The organism is Pigmentiphaga daeguensis (genome assembly GCF_039523035.1).
Classification (GTDB): Bacteria; Pseudomonadota; Gammaproteobacteria; order Burkholderiales; family Burkholderiaceae_B; genus Pigmentiphaga; species Pigmentiphaga daeguensis.
Window position 1 is genome coordinate 13,681 of the sequence record NZ_BAAAEN010000025.1, and the last position, 25,450, is coordinate 39,130.

The window sequence follows — 25,450 nt, forward strand, 5'->3', positions numbered from 1 at the left end:
CATCGACCAACCCAGGATTCCCCACAGCATGCCAGACCTGCCGTTCCTATCCCTAGCGCAACTTGCCCGCTCCTTCGAACGCAAGGAAATATCCCCGGTCGAGGCGCTCGAGGCGCAACTCGACCGCATCGCCGCGCTGAACGAACGCATCAACGCGTTCACGATCCTGGATGAAGACCGCGCCCGCGCGGCGGCACGCGCCAGCGAGGCGCGATGGCTGCGCGGGGCGCCGCTCGGGCCGCTGGACGGAGCACCCTTCACCGCCAAGGACAACCTGATGGTGGCCGGGCTGCCCCATCGGCGCGGCTCGCGCGCGATGCCCGCCGATCCCGTGCCGGACACCGCGCCCGCGGTACTGCGCTGCCAGGAAGGCGGCGCGGTGCTGCTGGGCCTGACCACCATGCCGGAACTGGGCGCGGGCCCCGTCACCATCAGCCCACTCACCGGCGCCACCACCAACCCCTGGGACACGAGCAAGCAGGCCGGCGGCTCCTCGGGCGGCGGCGCGGCCTCGGTGTCGGCCGGCTTCTGCCCCTTCGCGCTGGGTTCCGATGCGGGCGGATCGCTGCGCATCCCCGCGGCCCTGACCGGCGTGGTGGGCTTCAAGGCCACTGGCGGCCTGGTACCCATGTATCCGCCCAACGTGGCCGGCGGCCTGTCCTGCGTCGGCCCGCTGGCCCGCAACGTGCGGGACACCGCCACGGTGCTGGACATCATCGCCCGGCCCGACGCGCGGGACGCCATGGCGCTGCCCTGGCGGCCCGACAGCCTGGGCGGAAATCTCGAACAGGGCGTGCGCGGCAAGCGCGTCGCCCTCAGCCTGACCCTGGGCTACGCCCCCCGGGTGGATCCCGAGATCGCCGAGGCCTTCCGGCAGGCGGGGCAACGCCTGGCGGCGCTGGGCGCCATCGTCGAGGAAGCCGATCCTGACATCGACAACCCTATCGACGACTACCTGGTCCTGCTGCAGGCGGGATACCGGTACGCGCTGCAGCACATGCCGGCGGAGCGGCGCGCGCTGCTGTCGCCCGTCATGGCGGGCATCCTGGAGGACGGCGCCGGCCTGGCGCTGGAGGACTACATGGGCGCGCAAGCGCGCTGCCAGGACCTGGCACGGCGTCTGCACGCCTTCCACCAGCGCTTCGATCTGCTGCTGACCCCCACGGTCGCGGCCCCCGCCTTCGACGCGAACCTGAGCTATCCGAAGGAATTCGAGGAATTTCCCAACCGGCGCGCCTGGACGCCCTACACCTCGCTGTTCAACCTGACGCAGCAGCCCGCCATCAGCATCCCGATGGGACTGACCGCCGCCGGCCTGCCCATGGGCCTGCACATCGCCGCACCGCGGGGCCACGATGCCCAGGTATTGCAAGCGGCGCACGCGCTGGAGGCGGTGTTGGGATTCGAGGCACGCCCGCCGATCTGATCTCCGCCGGACTGGCCAGTGCGCACGCCATCGAATAAAAAGGTGCCTGGATGTGAAGGACACCTTTTTCATGAAGCTTGCGAGCCTGGGGCCGCGCATCTGCATCGTCGGGCCCTCCAACAGCGGGAAGTCCACGCTGGCCGAGGCGATCGCCCGCAAATGCGCCCTGGAGCCGGTCCACCTCGACCGGCTCTACCACCTGCCCCACACTGACTGGGAACCCCGCCCCACGCAGGAATTCACCGCCCTGCACGACGCGGCCATCGCAGGCGAGCGCTGGGTCATGGACGGCAACTATTCCAGCTGCATGCCGCAGCGCCTGCGGCGCGCCACCGGCGTGATCCTGCTGGACATCTCCACGCCGCTGAGCCTGCTGCGCTACCTGCGCCGGACCTGGTTCGAGCGCGACCGTCGCGGCGCCCTGGACGGCGGCCGCGACAGCGTCAAGTGGGCGATGATCCACCATATCGCCGTGGTCACGCCGCGCAACCGCCGACGCTATGTCGAGATGATCGAAGGGCTCGACCTGCCCACGGTGATGCTGCCGTCGGCGGCGGCGATCAGGCGATGCTATCGGCGGTGGGAGCTGGCACGCTAGCGGACACGGTGCCCAGCTTCGCGGCCACGGCCTCCCGACAATCGTAGCTGTACAGCCAGTCGACCCGGCGCCATTTCTCCTGGCTGTTGGTCAGAGCGGCCCAGCGGAACTTCAGGTTGCGCATGAACTTCTTCAGCGGATCGGTCTGGTGGAACATGCGACCCGCCTCGCGCGAGCCCAGTTGCACGCGCGCCGTGCGCGCGGTGCGCAGCTCCTCGTAGGCCTTGAGCGCGGCGGCCGGATCGTGCGGCAGCCCGGCCAGGCACAGCGCCAGCACAAGGCCGTCCTCGATACTTTGCGAACCGCCCTGCGACAGGAAAGGCACCATGGGATGGGCCGCGTCGCCCAGCAGCGTCACCCGGCCCCGGGTCCACACCGGCCAGGGATCGCGGTCGTACAGCGCCCACTTGAACACCTCGTCGGTCGCCTCTATCAGGCCACGCACGATGGGGTGCCAGCCTTCGAACTCCTTCAGCACCTCGGCCTTGTCGCCGCGCGCCGACCACGATTCGAGCCGCCATTCCCCCGCCGGCACGATACCTATCCAATTGATGCGCCGGCCCGCCGACACGTAGTAGTTCACGAAGTGCCGGTGCGGCCCCCACCAGGCGTTGACGTTCTTCTCGATGCCCAGGTGGCGGGCGCGGTCCGCATCCGCCATGCCCCGCCAGGCAAGCAGCCCGGTGAAGCGCGGATCCTGCCCTTCCAGCAACTGGCCGCGCACGACCGAGTGCACGCCGTCGGCCCCGACCAGCACGTCGCCTTCCACGGTCTCGCCCGACTCCAGCACCACGCGCACACCCGCCGCGTCCTGCGCATACGTCTTGACGCGCTGCGCCAGCCGCACGTTCTCGCGCCCGTACGCATCGATCAAGGCATTGTGCAGATCGGCGCGGTGCACATGGTAGTAGGGCGCGCCGTAGCGCTGCGCGCACTCCGGCCCCAGCGGGAAATCGCGGATGGTGCGGCCGCTGGCCCAGTCGCGCGACCGGGTGGCAAGCGGCGCCACCGCCACGGCTTCCAGCGCCGGGGCGATGCCCAGGTCGTGCAGGACCTTGACGGCATTGGGGCCGAGTTGGATGCCCGCGCCGACCTCCTTCAGTACCGCTGTCTGTTCCAGCACCTCGACGTGGCGAAAGCCCAGTTTCCTGAGAGCCAGGGCCGTCGTCAGCCCTCCTATGCCCGCGCCGGCGATCAGGATGCGCGGTTGGTCGTATGAGGCTTTCATGCGTGCTGTTTCTCGCTGTAGGACATGGGGTGATGACCGGATACGATATGTTCGCATTGCGAAACTAAGTTTCGCAAATAGTGTACGAGCGTAGCCAAGCGGCGTCAACGCGGGAAGAGCCCGATACGGAACGCGGACGAAATGAAAGCGGAGAGAAGAAAACGATGGCACGCGCCGCCGAACCGCGCAGGCAGTCCGGCGGCGCGGGGAGACTCAGCCCTGGGGCTTGGGCGTGAAGAGGGCGGGGCGGCGGGCGCCGCCGTTGCGGGCTTCGCCGGCGGGGCGCGCCGCGCCCTGGGAAGCCGGCGCGGCATGGCGCGGCTGGGCTGGCCGGGCCTGGCTGGGTTGGGACGCGGCCGGCCGGCTGGCCGGGCCTTGCCCGCGCGCGGCGCCCTGTCCACGGCCACTCCCGGACGGCTGGCGGCCGCCTGAACCATGTGCTGACTGTCCACGACCGCCGTCACGCGGCGCGCCCTGGCGTCCCTGGCCTTGGCGCGGCGCATGCGAGCGCGGCGGGCGTTCGGCGCGCTCGTCGCGATCGGGCGCCGACACGGTGAAGGCGGGCAGGGGCTCTCGATCGATCTTGCGCTTGATCAGCTTCTCGATGTCGGCCAGCAGCTTGCCTTCCTCGCCGTCGACCAGGGACACCGCCGCGCCCGTCGCACCCGCGCGGCCGGTGCGGCCGATGCGGTGCACGTAGTCCTCGGGCACGTTGGGCAGTTCGAAATTCACCACCTGCGGCAGTTGGTCGATGTCCAGGCCGCGCGCCGCGATGTCGGTCGCCACCAGCACTTCCACCGAGCCGTCCTTGAATCCGGCCAGCGCCTTGGTGCGGGCGGACTGGCTCTTGTTGCCATGGATGGCGGCGGCGGGAACGCCGTCCTTGACCAGTTTCTCGGCCAGGCGATTGGCGCCGTGCTTGGTGCGCGTGAACACCAGCACCTGCTTCCAGCCGTTGCTACGCACCAGGTGGCTGAGCAGGTCGCGCTTCTGTTCCTTCTGCACCAGCAGCACCGACTGACGCACCAGCTCGGACGCGGTGTTGCGCCGCGCGACCGAGACCTCGCCCGGATCGTTCAGCACGCCCTTGGCGAGCGCGCGGATGTCACCGGAGAAGGTGGCCGAGAACAACAGGTTCTGGCGCTTGGCCGGCAGCAGCGCGAGGATCTTGCGGATGTCGCGGATGAAGCCCATGTCCAGCATGCGGTCGGCTTCGTCCAGCACCAGGATCTCGACGCCGGACAGGTCCAGCGTCTTCTGGCCCACGTGGTCCAGCAGGCGGCCGGGGGTGGCGACCAGGATGTCCACCGGCTTCTTCAGCGCGCTGATCTGCGGATTGATGTTCACGCCGCCGAACATCACCATGGATTTAAGCGGCAGGTACTTGCCGTAGATCTGGACGGATTCCTCGACCTGCGCGGTCAGTTCGCGCGTGGGCGTCAGGATCAGGCAGCGCGGCCGGCCCGGGCGCATCTGCGCGGGCCGGTTCGACGACAGCAGGTGCAGCAGGGGCAGGGTGAAGCCCGCGGTCTTGCCGGTGCCGGTCTGCGCGGCGGCCAGCAGGTCGCCGCCCTTGAGCACCTGGGGAATGGCCTGGGCCTGGATGGGGGTGGGATGGGTATAGCCGGCATCGGCGATGGCGCGCATCAGCGGCTCGGCCAGGCCGAGGTCGGCAAACGAAATATCGGAAGTAATCAAGACAACTCCAGCGACGGCCCGTCGCTCAAGCTGAGTGACTCCAATCGAGGCTGACGTACGTATTAACTGGGGATAGGCCGGCCGGAAAACGGCTGTCCGGGTGGAGCCCGGAAGACATGGCGCGCGGCGCCTGGCCGGATGCACGCCTGGATTGGAGCCAGGCGCGAGCCGCGATTGTACCCGGTAATGGCGACCTAGTGTTTACCCTAGTGACGATTTCACCAAGAGGGCGTATATTTACCCTTGTTTCACTATTAAATCCGCGTTTTAAATATAAAACGCGTGGCAGTGACAGCGAACACACCGCGGCGGGCCCTCCCGGACCCGCCTCCACCCGCTCTCGCGGCGCCTAGCCGCCCATGCAGGAGTACACCATGACGGATATGTCCGAACAACAGCAAGTCGCCCGCAGCTGGGACCGCCCCGAAGGCGCTGACTTCGAGACCTGGATGAACTCGCGCGTCGCGCGGTTCTCGACCCGTAAGTACGACTGGGATGCCCTGAAGTTCCAGGCCGACTTCGATCCCAAGTACCGCCGTGCGCAAATGCGCTATGTCGGCACGGGCGGCACCGGCGTCGCCGCCGATTCGAACACCGTGCCTTCCGAGCACTTCACGTTCTCGACCATGGTGATCCCGGCCGGCCACGAAGGCCCCCCGCACCTGCACACCGACGTCGAGGAAATCTTCTTCGTCATCCGTGGCAAGCTCAAGGTGATCCTGGAGAAGGACGGCGAGCGCTTCGAAACCATCCTGACCGACCGCGACCTGGTGTCGGTTCCCCCGGGCGTGTACCGCGAGGAAATCAACATCGGCGACGAAGACGCTCTGATGTGTGTGATGCTGGGCGCCAAGAAGCCCATCACCCCGACCTACCCGCCCGAGCACCCGCTGGCGAAGATCAAACGGTAATAGGTCCCCCCCTACGCGCTTACGCGCGCCCCCCAAGGGGGCGATGCGGGTGGACCGGCGGAGCCGGATCCACCGCATCCTGGGTCTAGTGCCGCTCTCTTGGGTTGTGGCACCGTTGCTATCGCTGGCTGCCAGCGGTAGCAACGATGTGGCGTACCAAGAAACAGGTACTAAACCCAGGGCGCCGCGGATCCGGCTTTGCCGGTCCGCCGGCGCCGCCCCTCGAGGGGAGCGGCCATAGGCCGCGTGGGGTGGGCTTTCCCTCCGGTCCGCCAGCGCCGCCCCCTTGAGGGGGCCCGCGTAAGCGGGTACGGGGTGGATTTTTTCTGGATTTAGGACGATGCAGACCGATACGTTGGCGCCGGAACCGTCGCCGGAAACGCTGGAGTTGCTCAATAGCCGTTTCGCCGAAAAATCGGTGCAGACGGCCGGGGGCGTGCAGTGTTATCGCGAGGCGGGCACGCCGGGCGCGGACGGCATGGCCATCGTGCTGTTGCATGGCATCGGCTCGGGCGCGGGCTCGTGGCTGCATGCGGCGCTGAAGTTGGCCGAACGCGCGCGCGTGGTCGCCTGGGACGCTCCGGGCTACGGCAATTCGGCGCGGCTGGCGCCGGCCTCGCCGGGCGCGGAAGACTATGCCGGTCGGCTGGACCAGATGCTCGATGCGCTGGGCATCGATCGCTGCGTGCTGGTCGGCCATTCGCTCGGCACGCTCATGGCCACCGCCTATGCGCATGACCTGGGCAAGCAGCGGGCCGCGCGCCTGGTGCTGCTGAGCCCCACGCGCGGCTACGGCAATCCCGCGCTGGCCGAGCGCCAGGAAGCGGTGCGCGCCGAGCGGCTGCGCACGCTGGAACAGGTCGGCATCGCCGGCATGGCGCGCACGCGCCCGGCCAAGATGCTGTCGTCCGAACCCAGCGCCGAGGCCCTGGCCTGGGTCCGCTGGAACATGGAGCGCCTGGATACCGCCGGCTACCGCCAGGCGATCGAGATGCTGTGCAATGCCGACATGGCCGCCTACGCGCCGGCCGCGATGCCGGTCGAGGTCCATTCCGGCGACCAGGACACCGTCACGATCCCGGCCAACTGCCGCGCCATCGCCGAGATGTTCGGCGCGCCCTACGGCTCCATCGCCGTGGCCGGCCACGCCTGCCACATCGAGCGGCCGGAGGCCGTCGCGACCATACTGGAAGGCGCGCACGCCGCGGCCATCGCCGACGCCACGCCCCGCTGACCATGAACGACGCCGCCATCAGCGAAGACATTCCCGAGCGCTACATCGTCCCGGGCCTGGAGCGAGGCCTGCGGCTGCTCAGCCACTTCAGCCGCCAGAACCGGACACTGTCGGCGCCCGAGTTCGCTCGAAAGATGGGGCTTCCACGCTCCACCGTGTTCCGGCTGCTGACCACGCTGGAAGCGCTGGGCTTCATCGAGCGCACCGAGGGCGGACGCAACTACCGCCTGGGCATGGCGGTGCTGAGCCTGGGCTTCGAATACCTGGCCTCGCTGGAGCTGACCGAACTGGGATCGCCGCTGCTGCAGCGCCTGCGTGACGAGATCGGCTATTCGTGCAACCTGGTGGTGCGCGACGGCCGTTCCATCGTCTACGTGGCGAAGGTCTCGGCGCCCACGCTGTTCCCCAGCGCGGTCAACCTGGGCACGCGCCTGCCCGCGCACGCCACCGTGCTCGGCCGCGTGATGCTGACCGACCTGGACCATCGGGAAATGAGCGAGCTCTATCCCGACGAGGAACTGGAAGTCTATTCGCCCAGCACCCCGTCCACCCTGACCGCGCTGCAGGGCCTGCTGGCGCAGGACCGGGCCAACGGCTACGCCATGGGCGCCGGCTTCTACGAACCCAGCATCACCAGCATCGCCACGCCGGTGCGCGACCACACCGGCCGCGTGGTCGCGGCGCTGGGCGCCGCCCTGCCATCGTCGCGCGTCGAGCAAGCGCGCGTATCCGAGCTGATCGGCCGCGTGCGCGGCACCGCCGACGAGCTGTCGCGCCTGCTCAACTATTCACCGTCCCATTGACCGGGCAACGCATCGCCCAGGAGCCAACATGCTACGAATCACGATGATAGGGTCGGGGGCCATCGGCCTCTCCGTCCTGTCGCTGCTGAAGAACGATTCCGACGTGTCGATCGACAGCGTCATCGTCGCCCCCGACACGCTGGACCAGGCCCGCGAGCAGGTCGCCGCGATCGCTCCCAAGGCCCAGGTCGTGACCGGCCTAGCCGAGGTCGCCCAGCGCCCCGACCTGCTGGTCGAATGCGCCGGCCACGGCGCGCTGCGTGCCCACGTGCTGCCCGCGCTCGAACAAGGCATCCCCTGCGTGGTGGTGTCCATCGGCGCGCTGTCGGATGTCGAACTGGCGCGCCAGCTGGAAGATGCCGCCAAGCGCGGCAAGACCCAGGTGCAGCTGCTGTCGGGCGCCATCGGCGGCATCGACGCGCTGGCCGCGGCCAAGATCGGTGGCCTGGACTCGGTGGTGTACACCGGCCGCAAGCCGGCCCTGGCCTGGAAGGACACGCCGGCCGACGGCCAGTTCAAGCTCGAGGCGCTGACCGAGCCCACGGTGATCTTCGAAGGCCCCGCCGGCGAAGCCGCCCGGCTCTTCCCGAAGAACGCCAACGTCGCCGCCACGCTGTCGCTGGCCGGCCTCGGCCTGGACCGCACCCAGGTGCGCCTGATTGCCGACCCCTCCAGCAAGGAAAACGTGCACCACGTGGAAGCCAGCGGCGCCTTCGGCAGCTTCGAGATCACCATGCGGGGCAAGCCGCTCGCGGCCAACCCCAAGACTTCCGCCCTGACTGTCTATAGCGTCGTGCGCGCCATCGGCAATCAGGCGCATGCAGTGGCCATATAACCCCCCTACGCGCTGACGCGCGCCCCCCAGGGGGCGATGCGGGTGGACCGGCAAAGCCGGATCCACCGCATCCTGGGGTAACAATAGGCAGACGGAGAACAGTGTTTTTCTTGTCGAGGCCTATATGCGAGAGGGTCGGAGGAGCAGATCCATCTCGCCCTGTCTGAAGCTCATTACTCGGCGTAAGACTGAGCTCGGTCAGGTTATTCAAGGCGGGAAAAACGCCATTTTCCGCCAGCCTGGTTTTACCCCTGGGCGCCGCGGATCCGGCTTTGCCGGTCCGCCAGCGCCGCCCCCTTGAGGGGGCGCCCGTCAGGGCGTAGGGGGTGGGCACTTATTGTCATGGAGTAGTAGTTCATTATGTTTAAGACTAGCACTCGCCTGGCTGCCGGCGCGCTGTTCGCGGCGGTCGCCACGGCTTCTTTCGCCCAGGCTCCCGCGGCCGACGACGCTGCCGCCAAGGCCTCGCTCAAGCACGGCCAGTTCCGCATCATCGCCCCGTTCCCGCCGGGCGGCCCCGTCGACGTGCTGGCCCGCCTGCTGGGCACCGGCCTGCAGAATGAATACGGCCAGAGCGCCGTCGTGGACAACCGTCCCGGCGCCAACGGCAACATCGGCATCGACGCCGTCAAGCGCGCCGCCGGCGACGGCCACACGCTGCTGGTCGTGCCGGCCGGCAACATGACCATCAACCCGACGCTGATGGCCAACCTGCCCTACAACGTGGACAAGGACTTCACCGCGGTTGCGATGATGGCCAAGGCGCCCAACGTGGTCGCCGTGTTCCCCTCGGTTCCCGCCAAGAACATCCAGGAACTGATCGCGCTGACCAAGTCCAAGCCCGGCACCATGGCCTACGGCTCGCCCGGCGTGGGCAGCGGCCTGCACCTGGCCGGCGAACTGTTCAAGGAAGCCACCGGCGCCGACCTGCTGCACGTTCCGTACAAGGGCACGACCCAGGCGCTGAACGACGCGCTGGGCGGCCAGATCCAGGTCATCTTCGGCGCGCTGCCGACCCTGATGCCCCAGATCAAGTCCGGCAAGCTGCGCGCGCTGGCCCTGACCGGCTCCGAGCGTTCGCCCATCATGCCCGAGATCCCCACCCTGGCCGAGACCGGCGTGAAGGGCGTGAACGTGGTGTCGTGGTATGGCCTGTACGTGCCCAGCTCGACGCCGGCCAACATCTCGGGCCAGCTCGCGCGCGACGTGACCAAGATCCTGAACGAGCCCGCCACGCTGGAGACGTTGAAGGCCCAGGGCCTGGAGCTGTCGCCGCTGCGCCTGGAAGCCTTCCGCAAGTTCCAGGCCGACGAGACCAAGACCTGGGAAAAGGTGATCAAGTCGCAAGGCATCACCGCCGGCTGACGAGCGCTTCGGGGCTTGCGCCCCGCGCATGCATCACCGACGACCCCTCGCCCCGGCGAGGGGTTTTGTTTTTGCGCCGCGGCCCGGCGTGGCCCGCTTCGGGCGGGGGTCCGACATAGCGGGCCCGCGGCCGGATCAGGTGGCCGGAGCCGGCCTGCTCCAGCGCGTGGGCCAGCCATCCCACGCAACGTCCCATGGCGAACAGCGCCAGGGGCGCGTGCGGCGGCAGGTCGTGCACGTCGGCCAGCACCGCCAGCGCGAAATCGATATTGGGCGATTCGCCCACCAGCCGCTCGACCTGGCGCGCAAGATGCCTGTAGGCGGCCGGCACGGCCAGGCTATCGAGCAGCGCGGCCGCGCGGGGATCGCCTTCGGGATACAGCGGATGCCCGAAGGCCGGGAATCCCTGTCCCAGCCGCAGTCGCTCGCGCACCTCGGCCTCCATGTCGGCGCCGGCCGCCGCATCCATCCACGCCTTCAGGGCCATGGGCGCGCGGCCATGCAAGGGGCCGGTCAGGGTGGCTAGTCCAGACAGCACGCCCGCCGCCAGGCTCGCGCCGGTCGAGATCGCGACGCGCGCGGCGAAGGTGGAAGCATTGAGTTCATGGTCCGCCATCAGGCACAGCGCCTGGCGGATGGCGGGCTCGGCGCGCGGCCGCTCCCACGCGGCGGCCACCTGCTCGCTGATGGTGCCGCCCGCGCGCAGTACCCGCGTGCCGAACATCGCCCCGGCCAGCGTTGCCAGCACGGCCCGCGCCTCGTCCTTCAAGGCCGCGGCCGCCCGGCCATGCGTAGGCAGGTCGGCGGCGGCGCGCGTGGCCATGGCAACCAGCCCCAGGTGCACGGCGCCGGCTTCGTCCCGTGCCGGCGCCGCGCGCGCACGCGTTCCGGCCATGCCAGGCGCCGCATCGGCGTCCCACAGCAGCCTGGCCACGTCTTCGAGCTGGCTGCCCCGCGCAAGCTCGACGGCGTCCAGGCCGCGGTACCACAACCGGCCATCCTGGACGGTGGAAACGGCGGAGGGCAGCACCGGCGCTCCCCATTCAAGCGTCTCGCCCGCGATGGCTTGCGCATTGCGCTGGCCACGCGGCCGCCCCGCCATGCGCACCACGTCGTCGCGATGATAGAGGCTGCGGCGCGGGTCCTTGCCGTCGCGCTTGCAGCGGACCTTGCCCCGGCTGACATAGGCATACAGCGTCTGCGCGCGCACCCCGGTCAGTTCGATCGCTTCCTGCGCCGTCATCCAGGCCATGGCTTGCCTTTATATTGACAAAATAAATCAAGATTGACGTCAATACTATTGCATACCAACATCCAGCCAGCAACAAGGAGAGCATGATGACGATTGGTCTGGATGATGTGATTGCGGCGGAAACGGTGCTGTCGGACGTGGACGGCCTACAGGGCAGGCTGGTCATGCGGGGCCGCTCGCTGGACGACCTTGCCGGGCACGCCGACTATGAGGCGGTGATGGCGCTGCTGTTCGACGGATTCTTCGAGCGCGCCCCGGCCTCGTGGCAGGCGGCGCTGGGCGCGGCGCGCCGGGAAGTGTTCGAACATCTGTCCTTCGCCGATCCGGCGTTGGTCGCTCAGGAGCCCATCGACGCGATGCGCGCCCTGACCGCCAGGATCGCCGATGGCGACGGACCCGCGACCGCGCTGCGGCTGGTGGCGGCGCCGGCGGTGTTCACGGCCGGCCTGGTCCGGCTGCGCAAGGGCCTGCGTCCCATTCCTCCGGATGCCAGCCTCGGCCACGCCGCCGACATCCTGCGCATGGCCGGACTTCCCGCGGAGCCTCTGCAGGCCCGCGCGCTGGACACGTACCTGGTCACCGTGGCCGATCATGGCCTGAACGCATCCACGTTCGCGAGCCGGGTCGTCGCATCCACCCGCGCCGGGCTGGTGTCGTCGGTGCTGGCGGCCATCAGCGCCCTGAAGGGCCCCTTGCACGGCGGCGCGCCCGGACCCGTGCTGGACATGCTCGATGCCATCGAACGAGCGGACCATGCGCGCGCATGGCTGGAGGCCGCGCTGGACCGCGGGGACAGGCTGATGGGCTTCGGACACCGGGTCTATCGGGTCCGCGATCCGCGCGCCGACGCGCTCAAGTCCGCCTTGGGCCCGCTGCTCCAGGACGGCCGCGCCGACCGCGAACGCGCCGCGCTCGCGCAGGCGATCGAAGCGGCGGCCCTGGATACGCTGCGCCGGCGCAAGCCAGGCCGGACCCTGGAGACGAACGTGGAGTTCTACACCGCGCTGCTCCTGGATGCGCTGGGATTCCAACGCGACACCTTCACCTGCGTCTTCGCGATGGGACGCGTCGCCGGATGGATCGCGCATGCGCGCGAGCAGGCCTCGACGGGACGCTTGATCCGCCCGCAGTCCCGCTACGTGGGCCCGCCGGTAGGCGAGGCGCAAGAACGCTGACGCATGGACCTCGCGGCTCCTCGTCTCGCGCATCCTGGTGGGTTGGGGTAGACTCGGCCATTTTGCCCAGCCGTTCCGCAAGGAACGGGCCGTTGTCACTCGAATCGGAGGCCATTGGTCTTCCGGGCTTTCGTTGTGCCCATCCCCTTGGTCGCAAGACTCTTTTCCAAGGAGCATCGACACCATGCAAGGCCTGCACCTTACCGCAGATCTTTATCACTGCGCCTGCGAGTCCGCCCTGATGACGGACGCCGACACGCTGGCGCGCCTTTGCCGCCGCCACACGCTCGAAGCCGGCCTTACGCTGGTCGACGAAAAGTGGCACACCTTCCCCGACTTCCAGGGCCAGCCCGGCGGCGTGACGGGCATGCTGCTGCTGGCCGAATCGCACCTGGCCGTCCATACCTGGCCGGAACGAAACGGCGTGACGCTGGACGTCTATGTCTGCAACTTCCAGGAAGACAATTCGCGCAAGGCCGAGGCCCTCATGAAGGCCATCGTGGAAGCCTTCCGGCCGAGCGACATGCAGCGCCAGCATCTGAACCGCGGCGACGTCGACGGGCCCGCGGACGCGGGCGAACTGGTGCTCGAGGACGTGGCCGGCCAGGCGTATTTCGGCTTCCGGTTCGAGCGCCGCATCCTCAACCGTCAGACCGCGTACCAAAGACTGGAACTGCTGGAGTCGGCAACGCTGGGCCGCACGCTGCGACTGGACGGACGCTACATGACGTCCGAGGCCGAGGAATTCTTCTATCACGAAGCCCTGGTGCATCCGGCCGCCACGGCGCATCCCGCGCCCCGGAACGCCCTGATCATAGGCGGAGGCGACGGCGGCGCGCTGGAGGAATTGCTCAAGCACCGCGGCATCGAACGCGTCACGCTGGTCGACCTGGACGGCGAGGTCATCGACGCGGCACGCCGCTACCTCGAGAAGATCCATCGGGGCGCCCTGGACGATCCACGCGCCACGGTGCTGGTCGAGGACGGCGTTGCCTTTCTCGCACGCACGTCCGACCGCTACGACCTGATCCTGCTGGACCTGACCGATCCGGACACGCCGGCCGGCCCGCTCTACACGCCCGGATTCTTCCGCCGCTGCAAGCACGCCCTCGCGCCCGGGGGGGCGCTGGTGCTGCACATGGGCTCGCCCTTCCACCAGCCGGAGCAGGTTCGCGAGCTTTGCGGCACGCTGCGCGGCCAGTTCGCGCACGTGCGGCCCTACGGCGTGCACATCCCGTTGTACGGCACGTACTGGGGCCTGGCGGTGGCGTCGGATGCGCTGGACCCGGACACGGTGCCGGGCGAGACGATCCACGCCCGCCTGGAGGAACGCCGGATCGGCGACCTGGAGTACTACAACGCGCGGGTGCACGGCGCGCTGTTCGCGCTGCCGAACTTCTACCGCCGGCTTACCGCGAACTGAGCCGCGCGCTGGCGCCCGTCATTGCTTGACCCACCCCGAGGCGGCAATGATGGGCTCCCATTGCTCCAGCTCCGCCGCAATGCGCTGCCGCAAGGCCGACGGCGAGCCCGGCCGGGGATCGAACACCACCGCCGCCATGCGCTCGCGCACCTTGGGCACGTCCAGAGCCTTGTTCAACGCGGCGTTGTACCGGGCGATCAGCGGTTGCGGCGTTCCGGCCGGCGCGAACAGGCCGACCCAGAAATCCAGCCGCAGCGGATAGCCCGACTCGGCGGCCGTGGGGATCTCGGACAGCAGCCCGGAGCGGCGCTCGCCCGTCACGGCGATCACGCGCAGCTTGCCGGCGCGATGGAACTCCAGGAAATCGCCCAGCGCCGTGATGCCCGCCGCGATGTGCCCGCCGGCCAGGTCCTGGACCATGGGCACCGAACCGCGATAGGGCACCGCGGACAGCGGCAGTTTCTGCGACCTCGCCAGCGCGTCCAGCTGGAATTGCGGCTTGCTGCCAGGCGCGGACACGCCCACGCCGCCCGACGCCGGATGGGCCTGCACGTAGCGCATCAGGCCGGGCAAGTCCTTGATGCCGCTGGCCTGGCTGACGGCCAGCGCGCCCGCGTAGTCGGCCACCATGCCGACCGGCGCGAAATCCGTCCGGCTGTCGAAGCCGGGCCTGGCCACGGTCAGTGGCACGATGACGGCGGTGTGGTCGGGCGCGACCATCAGCGTGCGGCCATCCGGCGCGGCACGCTTGAGCGCCTGGGCCGCCAGTTGTCCGCCGGCGCCGGCCAGGGTCTCGACCACCACGGGCACTCCCAGGTCGCCCTGCATCTGCTCGGCCACCAGCCGCGCGACCACGTCTATGGTGCCACCGGCGGGAAAGCCGACCAGTATCCTGATCGGCCCCGGCACCTCGGGGCCGGCGGCCGCGACGGCGCAAGGCAGCGCCAGCAGGGTCGTGGCAAGCAGGTGACGCAATGCGCGCAGCGATTTCATGAGGCACTCCGGGTGGATGACAGCAGCACCTGGCGCGACACGCGCCGGGCATCGACTTCTATCTCGATGTCGCGCACCGGCGGCCGTACCCAGTGCCATTCCAGCCCGCCCGCCAGCAGGCCGCGGCGCGCGAACTCCGACGCGATGGCCGGATACAGGTCATGGACGGTGTACAGGTTCATGCCCGTGACATCGGGCGCCGACACCCCCAGCGCGTCGAAGCGCGATTGCAGGTCGCCCAGCGCGAAGCGCAGCTTGTCGAGCAACGCGTCGGGCGAGGTTTCCCCCAGCCGCACGATGCTTGCGCGGTAGTTGGGCCGGTCCGGGCATTCGGCCGCGCCCGAGGTCACGAAGTCGGGCGGACCCTCCGTTTGCGCGGGCACGGTATAGCTGAACGCGTAGAAACCCGGTTCGGCGGGCGCGTCGGCCTCCGGGATCAGGTTGCAGCGCGCGACGGGATTGGCCTCGTCCTTGAAAAGCCCCCATTCGGCCAGCGGCTGCACGTAGCGGCGGTTGAAAGCGATGAACTCGGGCTCGCTCATGGGCGCGGGCGAGCGCAGCTCGCAGGCGCACAGGGCGGTCAGCGGCCGGCCCACGGCGGCCAGGTGGTCGCGGATGCGGGCGAAGCCCTCGGCCAGCGGCACCGGCCGGGCAAAGCGCGCGCGCTCGATGACATGGCCCGCGTCGGCGATGACGGCGGCGCTGTACTGGAATCCCCCTGGCAGGTAGCGGTAGTTGCCGGGAGCGAATGCAATGAGTTCCGCCATGGATGCGAGCCCTTCGTCGAAGACATGCGATGCCGCATTTAATACGAATACGTAGTTTCTTGCGATCAGGAAAATCCCGGAAACGTCGGCGGCTGCTAGTCGTCGAAACCCAGCATCTTGCGCAGCAGGGCGGTAAGCTGTTCGCGTTCGTCCTTGTCCAGCCGCTGGGCCAGCCGGGCCTGGTACCGGGGCGCGACAGCGACCGAAGCCGCCATGACCTCGCGGCCGGTTTCCGTCAGGTCCAGGCAGAAGGTTCGCCGGTCGGTTTCCGAGCGGCGGCGGACCAGGTAGCCTTTGGCGGCGGTGCGCGCCACGAGATCGCTGCACGTGTTCAAGTCCAGCCCGATGGCCTGCGCGACCTGGCTTTGCGAGGCGCCGGGCATCTGGTGGACGGCCACCAGCAGCGCCATCTGGCGTGACGTCGCGCCCTCGTCGGACATGCTGGCGAACAGCGCCTCGGCCTCGAAATGGGCGCGGCGCAGCAGATGGGGGAGATGGCGGCGCAGGTCGAAATGCTTGGGGGATTTCAGGGCGGGCCTCCGGGTGGCAATGCGCAGGCATTGTAGAGGACGGGTCCGGGCGTTCGCGCCGTCATGCCGCGCGCCATGGCGGCCGGGGCCGGAAGGCCTTCTTCAGCATGTCGACGAACAAGCGGGCCCGTGCCGAGGCGATGCGCGACTGCGGCACCAGCGCCGTCACGTCGGCGTCGGGCAGCCGATGACGCGGCAGCAACGCCACCAGCGATCCGTCGGCCACCGCGGAGGCGACGTCCCATTCCGAGCGCACCATGATGCCCCGCCCGGCCAGGCACCACTGGCGGATGACTTCGCCGTCGTTGCTTTCCATGGCCGGATGCACGCGCACCGTGTGCAGGCGGGGTTCGCCCCTGCCTTCGCGCTGGGTGAAGCGCCACAACGTCACGTCCTCGTCGTTCTCGCGCAGCACCAGGCAGGCGTGGCGCGCCAGGTCGGCAGGACTGTCGATGGGGGGCGCGCCGCGCAGATAGGCCGGCGCGGCGCACAGGATGCGCCGGTTGGGCGCGAGGCGGTGCGCCACCCAGCGCGAATCGGGCATCTCGCCGATGCTGACCAGCACATCGAAGGCATCGCGTCCGTGCACGGGCTGGCTGGGCAGCATGAGGTTGTCGGACAGAAAGAGCTGGACCTCGACCTGCGGATGGCTGGCTCGAAACGCATCCAGCAGCGGCGCGAGATGCCGGCGGCCGAAACCGAACGGCCCATGCACCTTCAGCTTGCCCGCCACCACCTGGCTGCGCTGCTGCAAGGCTTCCTCGATGGCCTGCATGCGTTCGATGACTCCGGTGGCATGCTGGGCCAGCAGGTGTCCCTCGTGCGTCAGCTGCAGGCGGCGCGTGGTGCGCATTGCCAGCCGCACGCCCAGCCGCGCCTCGAGCTGGCCGAGGCGCTTGGTGACCGCGGGCGGAGTGACGTTCTCCTCGCGCGCCAGGGCGGCCAGGCTGCCTACCCGGTCCAGCGCCAGGACGAAGCGCAGGTCGTCGATGTCCAGCTTCATCATTAACCTTTTGGTGAATGAAGAAATTCTATTCCATTAACCACAGATGACCTTGGGGCTCCTACACTGGCCATCACTCACCGACCTTGCCCGACTGCCATGACCCGCCAATACGACTTCGTCCTGTTCGACCTGCTGACCGCGCTGCTGGACTCCTGGACGCTGTGGAACAGCGCCGCCGGCGGCGAGGAAGCGGGCCGCGCCTGGCGCGCCGCCTACCTGAAGCGAACCTATGCCTGCGGCGCCTACCGTCCCTACGAAACCCTGGTGCGGGAAGCCGCGGCCGAGACCGGCCTGCCGCTGGCCGTCGCCGACGCACTGGAGGAACGCTGGTCCGAACTCGCCCCCTGGGACGGCGTGGCGACGGTGCTGGAAAGCCTGCGCGGCACGCACCGCCTGGGCGTGGTGACCAATTGTTCGGAGAGGCTGGGCCACCTGGCCGCCGGCCTCCTGAACGTTCCCATGGACGTGGTCGTGACCTCGGAACGGGCCGGCTACTACAAGCCCGATCCCCGCCCCTACCGCATGGCGTTGCAGGAACTGGGCGCCCGGCCCGGCAACACGCTATTCGTGGCCGGGTCGGGCTACGACCTCTTCGGCACCTCGGCTGTCGGCATGGACACCTTCTGGCACAACCGCGTAGGCCTGGCGCTGCCCGACGGCGCGCCGGCCGCGCGCCAGGAAGCGCACGGCATCCTGCCGGTGCTGGAACTCGCCAACAGCCCCCGGCGCGGCTGACAACCCCAACGCCGCCGGACCTTTCCCCTTCCAGGAGTCCCCATGAGAATCGCCGCCATCGCCGCGGGGGCGCTGTTCGCGCTCGCCGCCACCTCTTCCGCCCGCGCCCAGGCCTGGCCCGAGAAGCCCATCACCCTGATCATGCCCTTCCCCGCGGGCGGTCCCAGCGACGCGCTGGGGCGGGCCGTGGCGGCCAGGCTGGGGCCTCGGCTGGGCGTCCCGGTCGTGGTCGAGAACGTCGGCGGCGCAGGCGGCTCGATCGGCATGCAGAAGCTGGCGCGCGCCGCCGCCGACGGCTATACCATAGGCTTCGGCACCATAGGCACGCATGCGGCCAACATGATCATGTATCGCAAGCCGCTGTACGACGCACGCAAGGATTTCGAACCCCTGGGCCAGGTCGGGTCGGCCCCGCTGTTGCTGCTGGTCAAGCAGAGCCTGCCGGTCAACGACTTCCCGCAGTTCGCCGACTACCTCCAGGCCCACAAGACCACGATGTCGTACGGCAGCGCGGGCGTAGGCTCGATCGCGCACCTGGCCTGCCTGCTGCTGCTGAGCGACATGAAGGCCGAAGTCATGCACGTGCCCTACAAGGGCGTGGCGCCCGCCATGACCGGACTGATGGGTGGCGAGACCGACTTCATGTGCGACCAGACCACCACCTCGCTGGCTCAAGCGGCCAGCGGACGCGTGCGCGCCGTGGCCGTGCTGACGCGCGAACCCTTCCCCGGCCTGCCCAAGGTCGCCACGGCGCAAAGCAGCGGCAGGACCACCATCGACTTCCGCTCGTGGAACGCGCTGTTCGCGCCCCGCGGCACGCCACCCGCCATCGTGGACAAGCTCAACGCCGCCATCAACGACGCCCTGGCCGACCCCGCGCTGGTCAGGCAGATGCGCGACGTGGGCGTGGAATTCCCCGCCCGCGCCGACAATACGCCCGGCCACCTCGCCCGGCTGGTGGACAGCGAGATCGCCCGCCTGCGCCCCATACTCGAGGCCAAGAACGTCTACATCGATTGAACCCAGGCACATCATGCAACTGAACGAACTCGAAACCCCGGTCCTGGTGCTGGACCGGAACAGGATGGACCGCAACATCGCGCGGCTGCGCGAGCGGCTGGCTCCCTTCGGCGTCGCGCTGCGGCCGCACGTCAAGACCAACAAGTCCGCCGACGTCGCTCGGCGCCTGGGTCCGCCCGGCACACCCATCACCGTCTCCACGCTGAAGGAAGCCGAATACTTCCTGGACCACGGCTGGACCGACATCCTCTATGCCGTCGGCATAGCCCCTTCCAAGCTGCCCCACGTGGAGCGCCTGGCGCGGCGGGGAGCCAGGCTGACGCTCATCCTGGACAACGCCGAGGCGGCGGTGGCCACCAGCGCCTACGCGCGCGACCACGGGCTGGAACTACCCGTGCTGGTCGAGATCGATACCGACGGACACCGGTCCGGCGTCAAACCCGAGGACCCGGCGCTGCTGGAGATCGCCGCCCGCCTGTCCGCGCGCGAAGGCGAGGGCGCCTGGGTCGCGGGCGTGCTGGCCCATGCCGGCGATTCCTACAACTGCCGCTCCACCGAGGCCATCGTCGCCATGGCCGAGCAGGAGCGCGCGGGGGCGGTCCGGGCCGCGCAGCGCCTGCGCGAGGCCGGCCACGCGGCGCCGGTGGTCAGCGTGGGCAGCACCCCCACCGCGCATTTCGCGCGCTCGCTGGACGGCATCACCGAAGTGCGGGCCGGCGTGTTCGTGTTCTTCGACCTGGTCATGAACGGCCTGGGCGTCTGCCGGACCGACGACATCGCCCTGTCCGTGCTGTGCACCGTGATCGGCCATCAAGAGGAAAAGGGCTGGCTGATCACCGACGCGGGCTGGATGGCCATGTCGCGCGACCGCGGCACGGCCCGGCAACCGGTGGACCAGGGCTATGGCCTGGTGTGCGACCTGGATGGCAAGCCGCTGCAGGACCTGATCATGATCGATGCGAACCAGGAACACGGCATCGTCCGCCACCGCGCCGACCCCGCCGCCACGCCCATGCTGCCGGTGGGCACCCTGCTGCGCATCCTGCCCAACCACGCCTGCGCCACCGCCGCCCAGCACGGCGCCTATGCCGTGGTGGCGGGAGACACCCGCGTCGAGGCCCGCTGGCCGCGCTTCGGAGGATGGTGATGGGCGAGGTCGCGTCACCGGCCGTGGCGGGTCTTGCCGCGCCGCGCGGCCATTACTCGCACGTGGCCACGGGCGGTGGCCTGGCCTTCGTATCGGGACAACTGCCGCTGGACGCCTCGGGCGAACCGCGCGCCGACCTGCCGCTGGACGAGCAGGCCGCCCTGGCCCTGTGCAACGTCGAAGCCGCGCTGGCCGCGGCGGGCTGCGGCTGGCGCGACGTGATGAAGGTCACCGTCTACCTGGCCGGGGTGGAACATTGGCCGGCCTTCGACCAGGCCTATCGCCGGATGCTGGGCGATGCGCGGCCGGCGCGGGCGGTCGTGCCCGTGCCGGCGCTGCACTATGGCGTGCTGGTGGAGGTCGAGGCCGTGGCGCTGCGGCCCGCGCCATAGCCGTCCTTCAATCCAGCACGATATTGGCCTCGGCCGCGATCCGGCGGAACTTCGCGATGTCCTGCACGACCTGCCTGGCCAGGACATCGGCCGGTTCGTACTGCACGTTCAGCCCGATGTCGTAGGCCTTGGCGCGGAAGGCCTCGTCCCTGGCCAGGGCCTGCGTGGCGCGCGCCAGCCGCTCCACCACGGCGGGCGGCGTGCCGGCCGGCGCCATCAAACCTTGCCACCAGGTCATGTCGTAACCCTTCAGGCCCGCCTCGTCCACCGTGGGGACGCCGGGCAGGCGCAGATCGCGCGCGATCCCGGTGGTGGCGATGGCCTTGACCTTGCCCGCATCGACGTAGGGCTTGGCCGCGCCGTCGTGGGTACAGCTGACCTGCCCGGCGATCACGTCCTGCAGCGCCGGGCCGCTGCCGCGATAGGGCACGTGCACGATCTTCACGCCGGCCATCACGTTGAACAGCTCGCTGGAGAAATGATTGCCCGTGCCCGGACCGGCGCTGGCATAGCTCAGCTTGCCCGGATGGCCCTTGGCGTAGGCCACGAGCTCGGCCACGGTATTGGCCGGCACCGAAGGGTGGCAGACGATGGTGCTGGCATACCAGAACAGCTTGGCGATGGGCGTGAAGTCCTTGACCGGATCGAACGGCAGCGAGACGGCCGTGGCCGGCAGGGTGCCATGCGTGATGGAATTGGCGTACAGCAGGGTATAGCCGTCGGGCGCGGCGCGCGCCGCTTCCGACGCCCCGATGCGCGTGCCGCCGCCGCCCTTGTTCTCCACGTACACCGTCTGGCCGAGCAGCTCGCCCAGCTTCTGCGCGACCAGCCGCGCGGAAACGTCGGTCACGCCGCCCGGTGCATAGGGCACGATCAGCTTGATGGGCTTGGCCGGATACGGCTGGGCATCCGCCCGCCCGGCGGCCAGCGCCAGGCCCGCCGCGAACAACGTGGCCAGGTGCCGCCTGCGTCCCGGCACGACAAGTCCTTGCTTCATCTCCACTCCTCCTTTGCCGCGCGGCCTCTCTGCGGAGGCTGGCGGATCATGGTTCAGGCGCGTTCGGCGTCGAACGTGATGTTGACCTTGCGGAAGGCCTCGACCACCTCGGGGCCGAAGCGCCGGCTCACCTCTTTCCCCACCTCGGGGGAATAGACGACGGTATCGCTCATCCGCTCCTGCCCCTGGATGATGACGAACAGCCGCGCGGTCTCCCTGCCCGTGTTGCGAAAGGACCGCATCGCGCCGGTGGGCACGCCGACCAGGTCGAAAGCGCGCACCGGCAGGCGATACTCGTCCTCGAAGCCCCAGGTGATGTCCCATTCGCCGTCCAGCACGAAGAACGATTCCTGCGTGTCGAAATGCGCGTGCGGCAGCGGGCCGTCGTCGGGCACGCATTCGGCGATCGCCACGTACAGGCCCGGGCCGCCCTTGAGCGGCGCATCCTGCGAGCGGCCGACGTGTCCCTCCGGCACCAGCAGCGGGAACACCGAACTGGCGGTCAGCCATTCGGTGGCCTCGGCCGGGATGGCGCTGCGCGCGTTCAGGGCGCGCTTGTACGGCACCAGCGTGGCGAAGCGCGTCACGCGCTGCGCCATCATGTCCGGATCGACCTCTCGTCCCCGCCCCGGCTCGACGCGCGCATTCAGCGCGGCCAGTTCCCGCGCATCGACCGCCGTGGGCAACGGCCCGGGGAATACCGCGGGATAGGCGCAATCGGGTTCGCCGTTGAGCAGCAGCAGCGCTTTGGCGCCGTCCGCGCCATGGCAGGAAACCTCGTGCAGCACGTCGGCGGGTATCGACAGCATGTCGAAGCGTCCCAGGCGGATCTCGTGCGTCAGGTCGGGTCCGAAGCGCACGCGCAGCGTGCCCGCCAGGCACAGGATGTTCTCCATGGCGTCGGGGTTGCGATAGGGCAGCGAGCCGCGGCCCGCCTCCCACGCCGCATAGCCTGTGCAGGCTCGGGCGGGGCTGGGCACGCGGGGCTCGGCGAAGCGGCCGTGCGTGTTGCGGGCCCCCATCAAGGCCACCAGTTGCCCGCCCCACAGCGCCCGCACGGCGTCGGCACGCGCGCCTTCGCGCTCCGCGCCGGCATAGTCGTCGAACCGCGCCGTGCGGGCGCCCATGGCTTCGTACGAGACATCCAGGGTTTTCATCCAGGCTCCATCGAAAGGGAATAGGGCCGGCCACGGCCGGCTAACAGGCGGCGCGCAGCCGCGAGACGAGAAAGGCGGCGGCATCGTCCAGCCTCTCTCCGGAAAGTTCCAGGTGGGGGCCCGGGTAGGCCACCAGCCGCTTGTCCTGGCTGCCCAGCGCGTCGAACAATTCGGCCACGCCCGCGCGGTCGAAGACCTCGTCGTCCCACTGCTGGGTGAACCAGACCGGGATGCGCAGTCGCCGCGCGGCGGGTGCCAGGTGCTCGCTGGCGGGATACGAAGCGCCCCACAACCCCAGCACGGCGGCGCGCACCCGTCCGTCCGCGGCCAGGTAGGGCAATCCGTAGGCCGTGCCCATGGAAACGCCGATGTAGCCCACAGGCCGGCCCGCCAGCGTCGGCCACGCCAGCAGGGCATCCAGGAAGGCGCGCCAGTCGGCCGTCATGCCGTCGCGCGCGAAACCCTCGCGCCACGCGGTGCGGAAATCGGCCTTCGCTTTGCCCGGATCGCGCGAGCCGTCGGCGCGGCGCTCGCCATGCGCCGGGCCGTCGATGGCGGCGACCGCATAGCCCTCGGGCAACAGGCGGTCGCGAATGGCGAGCACGGCCGCCGATTCCTTATGGCCACTGCCGCCATGACAGGCCAGGACCAGCCCGGCACAGGAGGTCTCGGGCAGCCAGGCGATGCCCGGCACGGCGCGGCCCTGGACGGCAAGCCGCAGCCGCTCTTCCCGCCACGGACGGTCCACAGGAGAAATCAGGTGATCTTGCATGCCGGCGATTACAGCAAGCCGGCCCCGCGCGGCACAATCGCGCGCCGCCGATACCGCTATTGAGGACCGTCGATCGCCGCGTCCTGCCGCAGCTGCGCGGCCACGTCGCGCATCACGCCTCGCAGCCAGATATGCGCGGGCTCGCGGTGCACGCGCTCGTGCCACAGCATGCTCAGGTCGGCGCGATCGGTGTCGAAGGGCAGGGGCAGTATCTGCAGCGGCAGGGTGCGCGCCGCGTCGCAGGCGATGCGCTGGGGCACGATGGCCAGCATGTCGGTCACCGCCACGACATCGGCCGACAGCAGCACGTTGGGCACCCGCAGTCCCACGTCGCGGGCCAGGCCGCGCCGCTCCAGGATGTCGTCCACCATGACCTCGATGGTCGGATAGGGCACCGGCCCCGTCCCCCACACCACGTGCGGATAGGCCAGGAACTGCTCGAGCGTGAGCGAGCCCCGGATGCCGGCGTGGCCGGCCGCGGCGATGCAGACGATGCTCTGCGGATACAGTACGGTCTGGTGCAGGTCCTGCGGCACCTGGCGGACATAGCCGATGACGAGATCGCCTTCGGCGTCGCGCAGGTACTCGTGGGTACGGCGGATGTCCACCGGCCGCGAGGTGAAGCGCAGCCGCGGCGCCTCGCGCCGGGCGCGGGTCATCAGGCCCGGCAGGAACTGGCGCGCCACGCCCTCGGACGCCAGGATGCGGAAATGCCCCTCGGCCACCGCGGGCACGAACTCGTCGGTGCCGCGCGTGGCCGCATCGATCAGCTCCAGCGCCTCGTGCACCTTGCGCGCGAGCTCCATGCCTCGCGCGGTGGGCTCCATGCCCGACGAGGTCTTGACCAGCAGCGGGTCGTGGAAGATCTCGCGCAGCCGGGCCAGCGCGCTCGACATGGCCGACTGGCCGATGCCCACCCGCTCGGCCGCGCGCGTCACGTGCCGCTCGCGCATCAGGGCGTCGAGATAGGTCAGCAGCTGGAGGTTGATTCGCTTGTGGTCGGACATGCGGCTGGGGTGTTCCGGATCCGGGAACCGGCGATGCCTGTCATTGTAGCCATCGGGCCTCCTTGCGGCCGCGCAATCCCAGGACCGCTTCGCTGACCAAGCCCAGGGCGCGGTTGAGCGGCTTGTCGCGCCGCATCACCCAGGCCAGCGTGCGTTCCAGGCCGGGCGCGAGGCGGATCACGTCCAGTCCGCCGCGTCGGCCGGGCGGCGCCACCGCAAGCCCGGGCAGGATGGACCATCCCAGGCCGGCGGCGACCATTTCCTTGATCGCCTCGACGCTGCCCAGTTCCATGACCGGCTTCACGCGGCAGCCCGCGCGCGCGAACCACTCATCGATCAGCCGCCGGGTGTTGGCGCCCGTCTCGAACAGCACCAGCGGCCGACGCGCCAGCGCCTGGGGCGAGATTCGCCGTACCGGCGCCTCGCCCTTCGGGGCGATGGCAACGAAGGCGTCCTGGACGACGGGCGTGATGTCCAGGCTGCGTCCGGTGGCGGGCAAGGTCACCAGCGCGGCATCCAACGCATTGTCCTCCACCCGCCTCAGGATCTCGGGCGTGTTCCCGGTACTGACCACGATATCGATGGCCGGCATCCTGCGCTTGAGCTGGCGCAGCACTGGCGGAAGCAGATGGATGCACGCCGTGGCGCCGGTACCCACGCGCACCAGCCCGCCCGGCGTGCTGGCATGGCGCTGCATGGCCGCCTCGGCATCGTCCAGCGCCAGCTTGATGCGCGCCGCATGCTCCAGCAGCAGTGCGCCGGCCTGCGTCGGCGCCACCCGGCGTCCCACCCGCTCGACCAGTCGCAATTGCAGGCGTCGTTCCAGTTCGCGGATCTGGTGGCTGACGGCGGGTTGGGTCATGCCCGCCCGTTCGGCGGCGGCGGTGAAGCTGCCCAGTTCCATCGCGCTGCTGAAAGTCAGCAGATAGGCGGGATTCAGCGATTTCATAGAAGTCGTTTATGCATTGCATAAAGGGAT

25 protein-coding genes are annotated in these 25,450 nt (G+C 69.5%); 13 read left to right on the forward strand and 12 right to left on the reverse strand.

Going from position 1 to position 25,450, the window contains the following annotated elements:
* Nucleotides 1–28: 28 nt before the first annotated feature.
* Both ABD104_RS24225 and ABD104_RS24230 read left to right on the forward strand, forming a co-directional pair.
* Entirely contained in the window at nt 29–1,426 is a 1,398-nt protein-coding gene (locus ABD104_RS24225) for an amidase (protein WP_338617053.1), read from the forward strand.
* A gap of 70 nt (nt 1,427–1,496) precedes the next feature.
* Nucleotides 1,497–2,024: a P-loop NTPase family protein gene (locus tag ABD104_RS24230; protein ID WP_087839105.1), complete on the forward strand. Its 528-nt coding sequence runs from the start codon at nt 1,497–1,499 to the stop codon at nt 2,022–2,024.
* Here ABD104_RS24230 and ABD104_RS24235 read toward each other — a convergent pair.
* Together ABD104_RS24235 and ABD104_RS24240 are read right to left on the reverse strand one after the other, a co-directional pair.
* Nucleotides 1,987–3,252: an FAD-dependent monooxygenase gene (locus tag ABD104_RS24235; RefSeq protein ID WP_165963136.1), complete on the reverse strand. Its 1,266-nt coding sequence runs from the start codon at nt 3,250–3,252 to the stop codon at nt 1,987–1,989. The two genes, ABD104_RS24230 and ABD104_RS24235, sit on opposite strands and share 38 nt — an antisense overlap.
* Before the next feature lie 213 nt (nt 3,253–3,465).
* A complete protein-coding gene (locus ABD104_RS24240) occupies nt 3,466–4,899 on the reverse strand; it encodes a DEAD/DEAH box helicase (protein WP_343928384.1) in 1,434 nt (477 codons plus the stop codon).
* Nucleotides 4,900–5,324: 425 nt separating this feature from the next.
* Between ABD104_RS24240 and ABD104_RS24245 the strand changes: the two genes are divergently transcribed.
* The 5 genes from ABD104_RS24245 (at nt 5,325) to ABD104_RS24265 (ending at nt 10,098) form a co-directional block, all read left to right on the forward strand.
* On the forward strand, nt 5,325–5,861 hold the full coding sequence (locus ABD104_RS24245; RefSeq protein ID WP_087838916.1) for a cupin domain-containing protein: 537 nt from the start codon (nt 5,325–5,327) through the stop codon (nt 5,859–5,861).
* Nucleotides 5,862–6,201: 340 nt separating this feature from the next.
* Nucleotides 6,202–7,095 (forward strand): alpha/beta fold hydrolase, encoded by an 894-nt coding sequence (locus ABD104_RS24250; RefSeq protein ID WP_343928359.1) that lies wholly within the window; start codon nt 6,202–6,204, stop codon nt 7,093–7,095.
* 2 nt (nt 7,096–7,097) lie between these two features.
* A complete protein-coding gene (locus ABD104_RS24255) occupies nt 7,098–7,898 on the forward strand; it encodes an IclR family transcriptional regulator (RefSeq protein ID WP_087838918.1) in 801 nt (266 codons plus the stop codon).
* Between the two features lie 28 nt (nt 7,899–7,926).
* Nucleotides 7,927–8,733 carry an aspartate dehydrogenase gene (locus ABD104_RS24260; protein WP_087838919.1) on the forward strand — a complete coding sequence of 269 codons (807 nt, stop codon included), beginning with the start codon at nt 7,927–7,929 and terminating at the stop codon, nt 8,731–8,733.
* A gap of 360 nt (nt 8,734–9,093) precedes the next feature.
* Complete coding sequence (locus ABD104_RS24265; protein WP_087838920.1) at nt 9,094–10,098, forward strand: Bug family tripartite tricarboxylate transporter substrate binding protein; 1,005 nt, start codon at nt 9,094–9,096, stop codon at nt 10,096–10,098.
* Here the strand turns inward: ABD104_RS24265 and ABD104_RS24270 are convergent.
* Complete coding sequence (locus ABD104_RS24270) at nt 10,085–11,350, reverse strand: citrate synthase family protein (RefSeq protein WP_343928360.1); 1,266 nt, start codon at nt 11,348–11,350, stop codon at nt 10,085–10,087. The two genes, ABD104_RS24265 and ABD104_RS24270, sit on opposite strands and share 14 nt — an antisense overlap.
* Before the next feature lie 83 nt (nt 11,351–11,433).
* On the opposite strand from ABD104_RS24270, the gene ABD104_RS24275 reads away from it, so the two are divergent.
* The gene (locus ABD104_RS24275; protein ID WP_343928361.1) at nt 11,434–12,525 is read left to right on the forward strand and encodes a citrate synthase/methylcitrate synthase; all 1,092 of its coding nucleotides are present in this window, start codon (nt 11,434–11,436) and stop codon (nt 12,523–12,525) included.
* A 184-nt stretch (nt 12,526–12,709) separates the two neighbouring features.
* Nucleotides 12,710–13,948 (forward strand): polyamine aminopropyltransferase, encoded by a 1,239-nt coding sequence (gene speE / locus ABD104_RS24280; protein WP_132979693.1) that lies wholly within the window; start codon nt 12,710–12,712, stop codon nt 13,946–13,948.
* An 18-nt stretch (nt 13,949–13,966) separates the two neighbouring features.
* Here the strand turns inward: speE and ABD104_RS24285 are convergent, their stop codons facing one another.
* The 4 genes from ABD104_RS24285 to ABD104_RS24300 all read right to left on the reverse strand — a co-directional run bounded on the left by ABD104_RS24285 (nt 13,967) and on the right by ABD104_RS24300 (nt 17,244).
* Nucleotides 13,967–14,941, reverse strand: coding sequence for a tripartite tricarboxylate transporter substrate-binding protein (locus ABD104_RS24285; RefSeq protein WP_343928362.1), 975 nt, complete (start codon nt 14,939–14,941; stop codon nt 13,967–13,969).
* Complete coding sequence (gene cnbZ / locus ABD104_RS24290; RefSeq protein WP_343928363.1) at nt 14,938–15,708, reverse strand: 2-amino-5-chloromuconate deaminase CnbZ; 771 nt, start codon at nt 15,706–15,708, stop codon at nt 14,938–14,940. Before cnbZ ends, ABD104_RS24285 begins: the two co-directional genes overlap by 4 nt.
* Before the next feature lie 95 nt (nt 15,709–15,803).
* Nucleotides 15,804–16,148, reverse strand: coding sequence for a MarR family winged helix-turn-helix transcriptional regulator (locus ABD104_RS24295; RefSeq protein ID WP_087838926.1), 345 nt, complete (start codon nt 16,146–16,148; stop codon nt 15,804–15,806).
* Nucleotides 16,149–16,299: 151 nt separating this feature from the next.
* Nucleotides 16,300–17,244 carry a LysR family transcriptional regulator gene (locus tag ABD104_RS24300; RefSeq protein WP_243724502.1) on the reverse strand — a complete coding sequence of 315 codons (945 nt, stop codon included), beginning with the start codon at nt 17,242–17,244 and terminating at the stop codon, nt 16,300–16,302.
* Between the two features lie 96 nt (nt 17,245–17,340).
* On the opposite strand from ABD104_RS24300, the gene ABD104_RS24305 reads away from it, so the two are divergent.
* The 4 genes from ABD104_RS24305 to ABD104_RS24320 are packed head-to-tail and all read left to right on the forward strand — an operon-like array spanning nt 17,341 to nt 20,538.
* A complete protein-coding gene (locus tag ABD104_RS24305) occupies nt 17,341–17,979 on the forward strand; it encodes an HAD family hydrolase (RefSeq protein ID WP_087838927.1) in 639 nt (212 codons plus the stop codon).
* A gap of 42 nt (nt 17,980–18,021) precedes the next feature.
* Nucleotides 18,022–18,999: a Bug family tripartite tricarboxylate transporter substrate binding protein gene (locus ABD104_RS24310; RefSeq protein ID WP_343928364.1), complete on the forward strand. Its 978-nt coding sequence runs from the start codon at nt 18,022–18,024 to the stop codon at nt 18,997–18,999.
* Between the two features lie 13 nt (nt 19,000–19,012).
* Nucleotides 19,013–20,146: a DSD1 family PLP-dependent enzyme gene (locus ABD104_RS24315; RefSeq protein ID WP_087838929.1), complete on the forward strand. Its 1,134-nt coding sequence runs from the start codon at nt 19,013–19,015 to the stop codon at nt 20,144–20,146.
* Nucleotides 20,146–20,538 carry a RidA family protein gene (locus tag ABD104_RS24320; RefSeq protein ID WP_087838930.1) on the forward strand — a complete coding sequence of 131 codons (393 nt, stop codon included), beginning with the start codon at nt 20,146–20,148 and terminating at the stop codon, nt 20,536–20,538. Before ABD104_RS24315 ends, ABD104_RS24320 begins: the two co-directional genes overlap by 1 nt.
* Before the next feature lie 7 nt (nt 20,539–20,545).
* On the opposite strand, the gene ABD104_RS24325 is transcribed toward ABD104_RS24320, so the two are convergent.
* From ABD104_RS24325 to ABD104_RS24345, 5 genes are read right to left on the reverse strand one after another with little or no spacing between them, the layout of a single operon-like run.
* On the reverse strand, nt 20,546–21,535 hold the full coding sequence (locus ABD104_RS24325) for a Bug family tripartite tricarboxylate transporter substrate binding protein (RefSeq protein ID WP_343928365.1): 990 nt from the start codon (nt 21,533–21,535) through the stop codon (nt 20,546–20,548).
* A 53-nt stretch (nt 21,536–21,588) separates the two neighbouring features.
* Nucleotides 21,589–22,692, reverse strand: a complete 1,104-nt coding sequence (locus ABD104_RS24330; protein WP_343928366.1) for a cupin domain-containing protein — start codon at nt 22,690–22,692, stop codon at nt 21,589–21,591.
* A 40-nt stretch (nt 22,693–22,732) separates the two neighbouring features.
* A complete protein-coding gene (locus tag ABD104_RS24335) occupies nt 22,733–23,464 on the reverse strand; it encodes an alpha/beta hydrolase (protein ID WP_140416863.1) in 732 nt (243 codons plus the stop codon).
* A gap of 56 nt (nt 23,465–23,520) precedes the next feature.
* Nucleotides 23,521–24,471 carry a LysR family transcriptional regulator gene (locus ABD104_RS24340; RefSeq protein ID WP_087838934.1) on the reverse strand — a complete coding sequence of 317 codons (951 nt, stop codon included), beginning with the start codon at nt 24,469–24,471 and terminating at the stop codon, nt 23,521–23,523.
* A gap of 40 nt (nt 24,472–24,511) precedes the next feature.
* Entirely contained in the window at nt 24,512–25,420 is a 909-nt protein-coding gene (locus ABD104_RS24345) for a LysR family transcriptional regulator (protein WP_279818780.1), read from the reverse strand.
* Between the last annotated feature and the right edge of the window lie 30 nt (nt 25,421–25,450).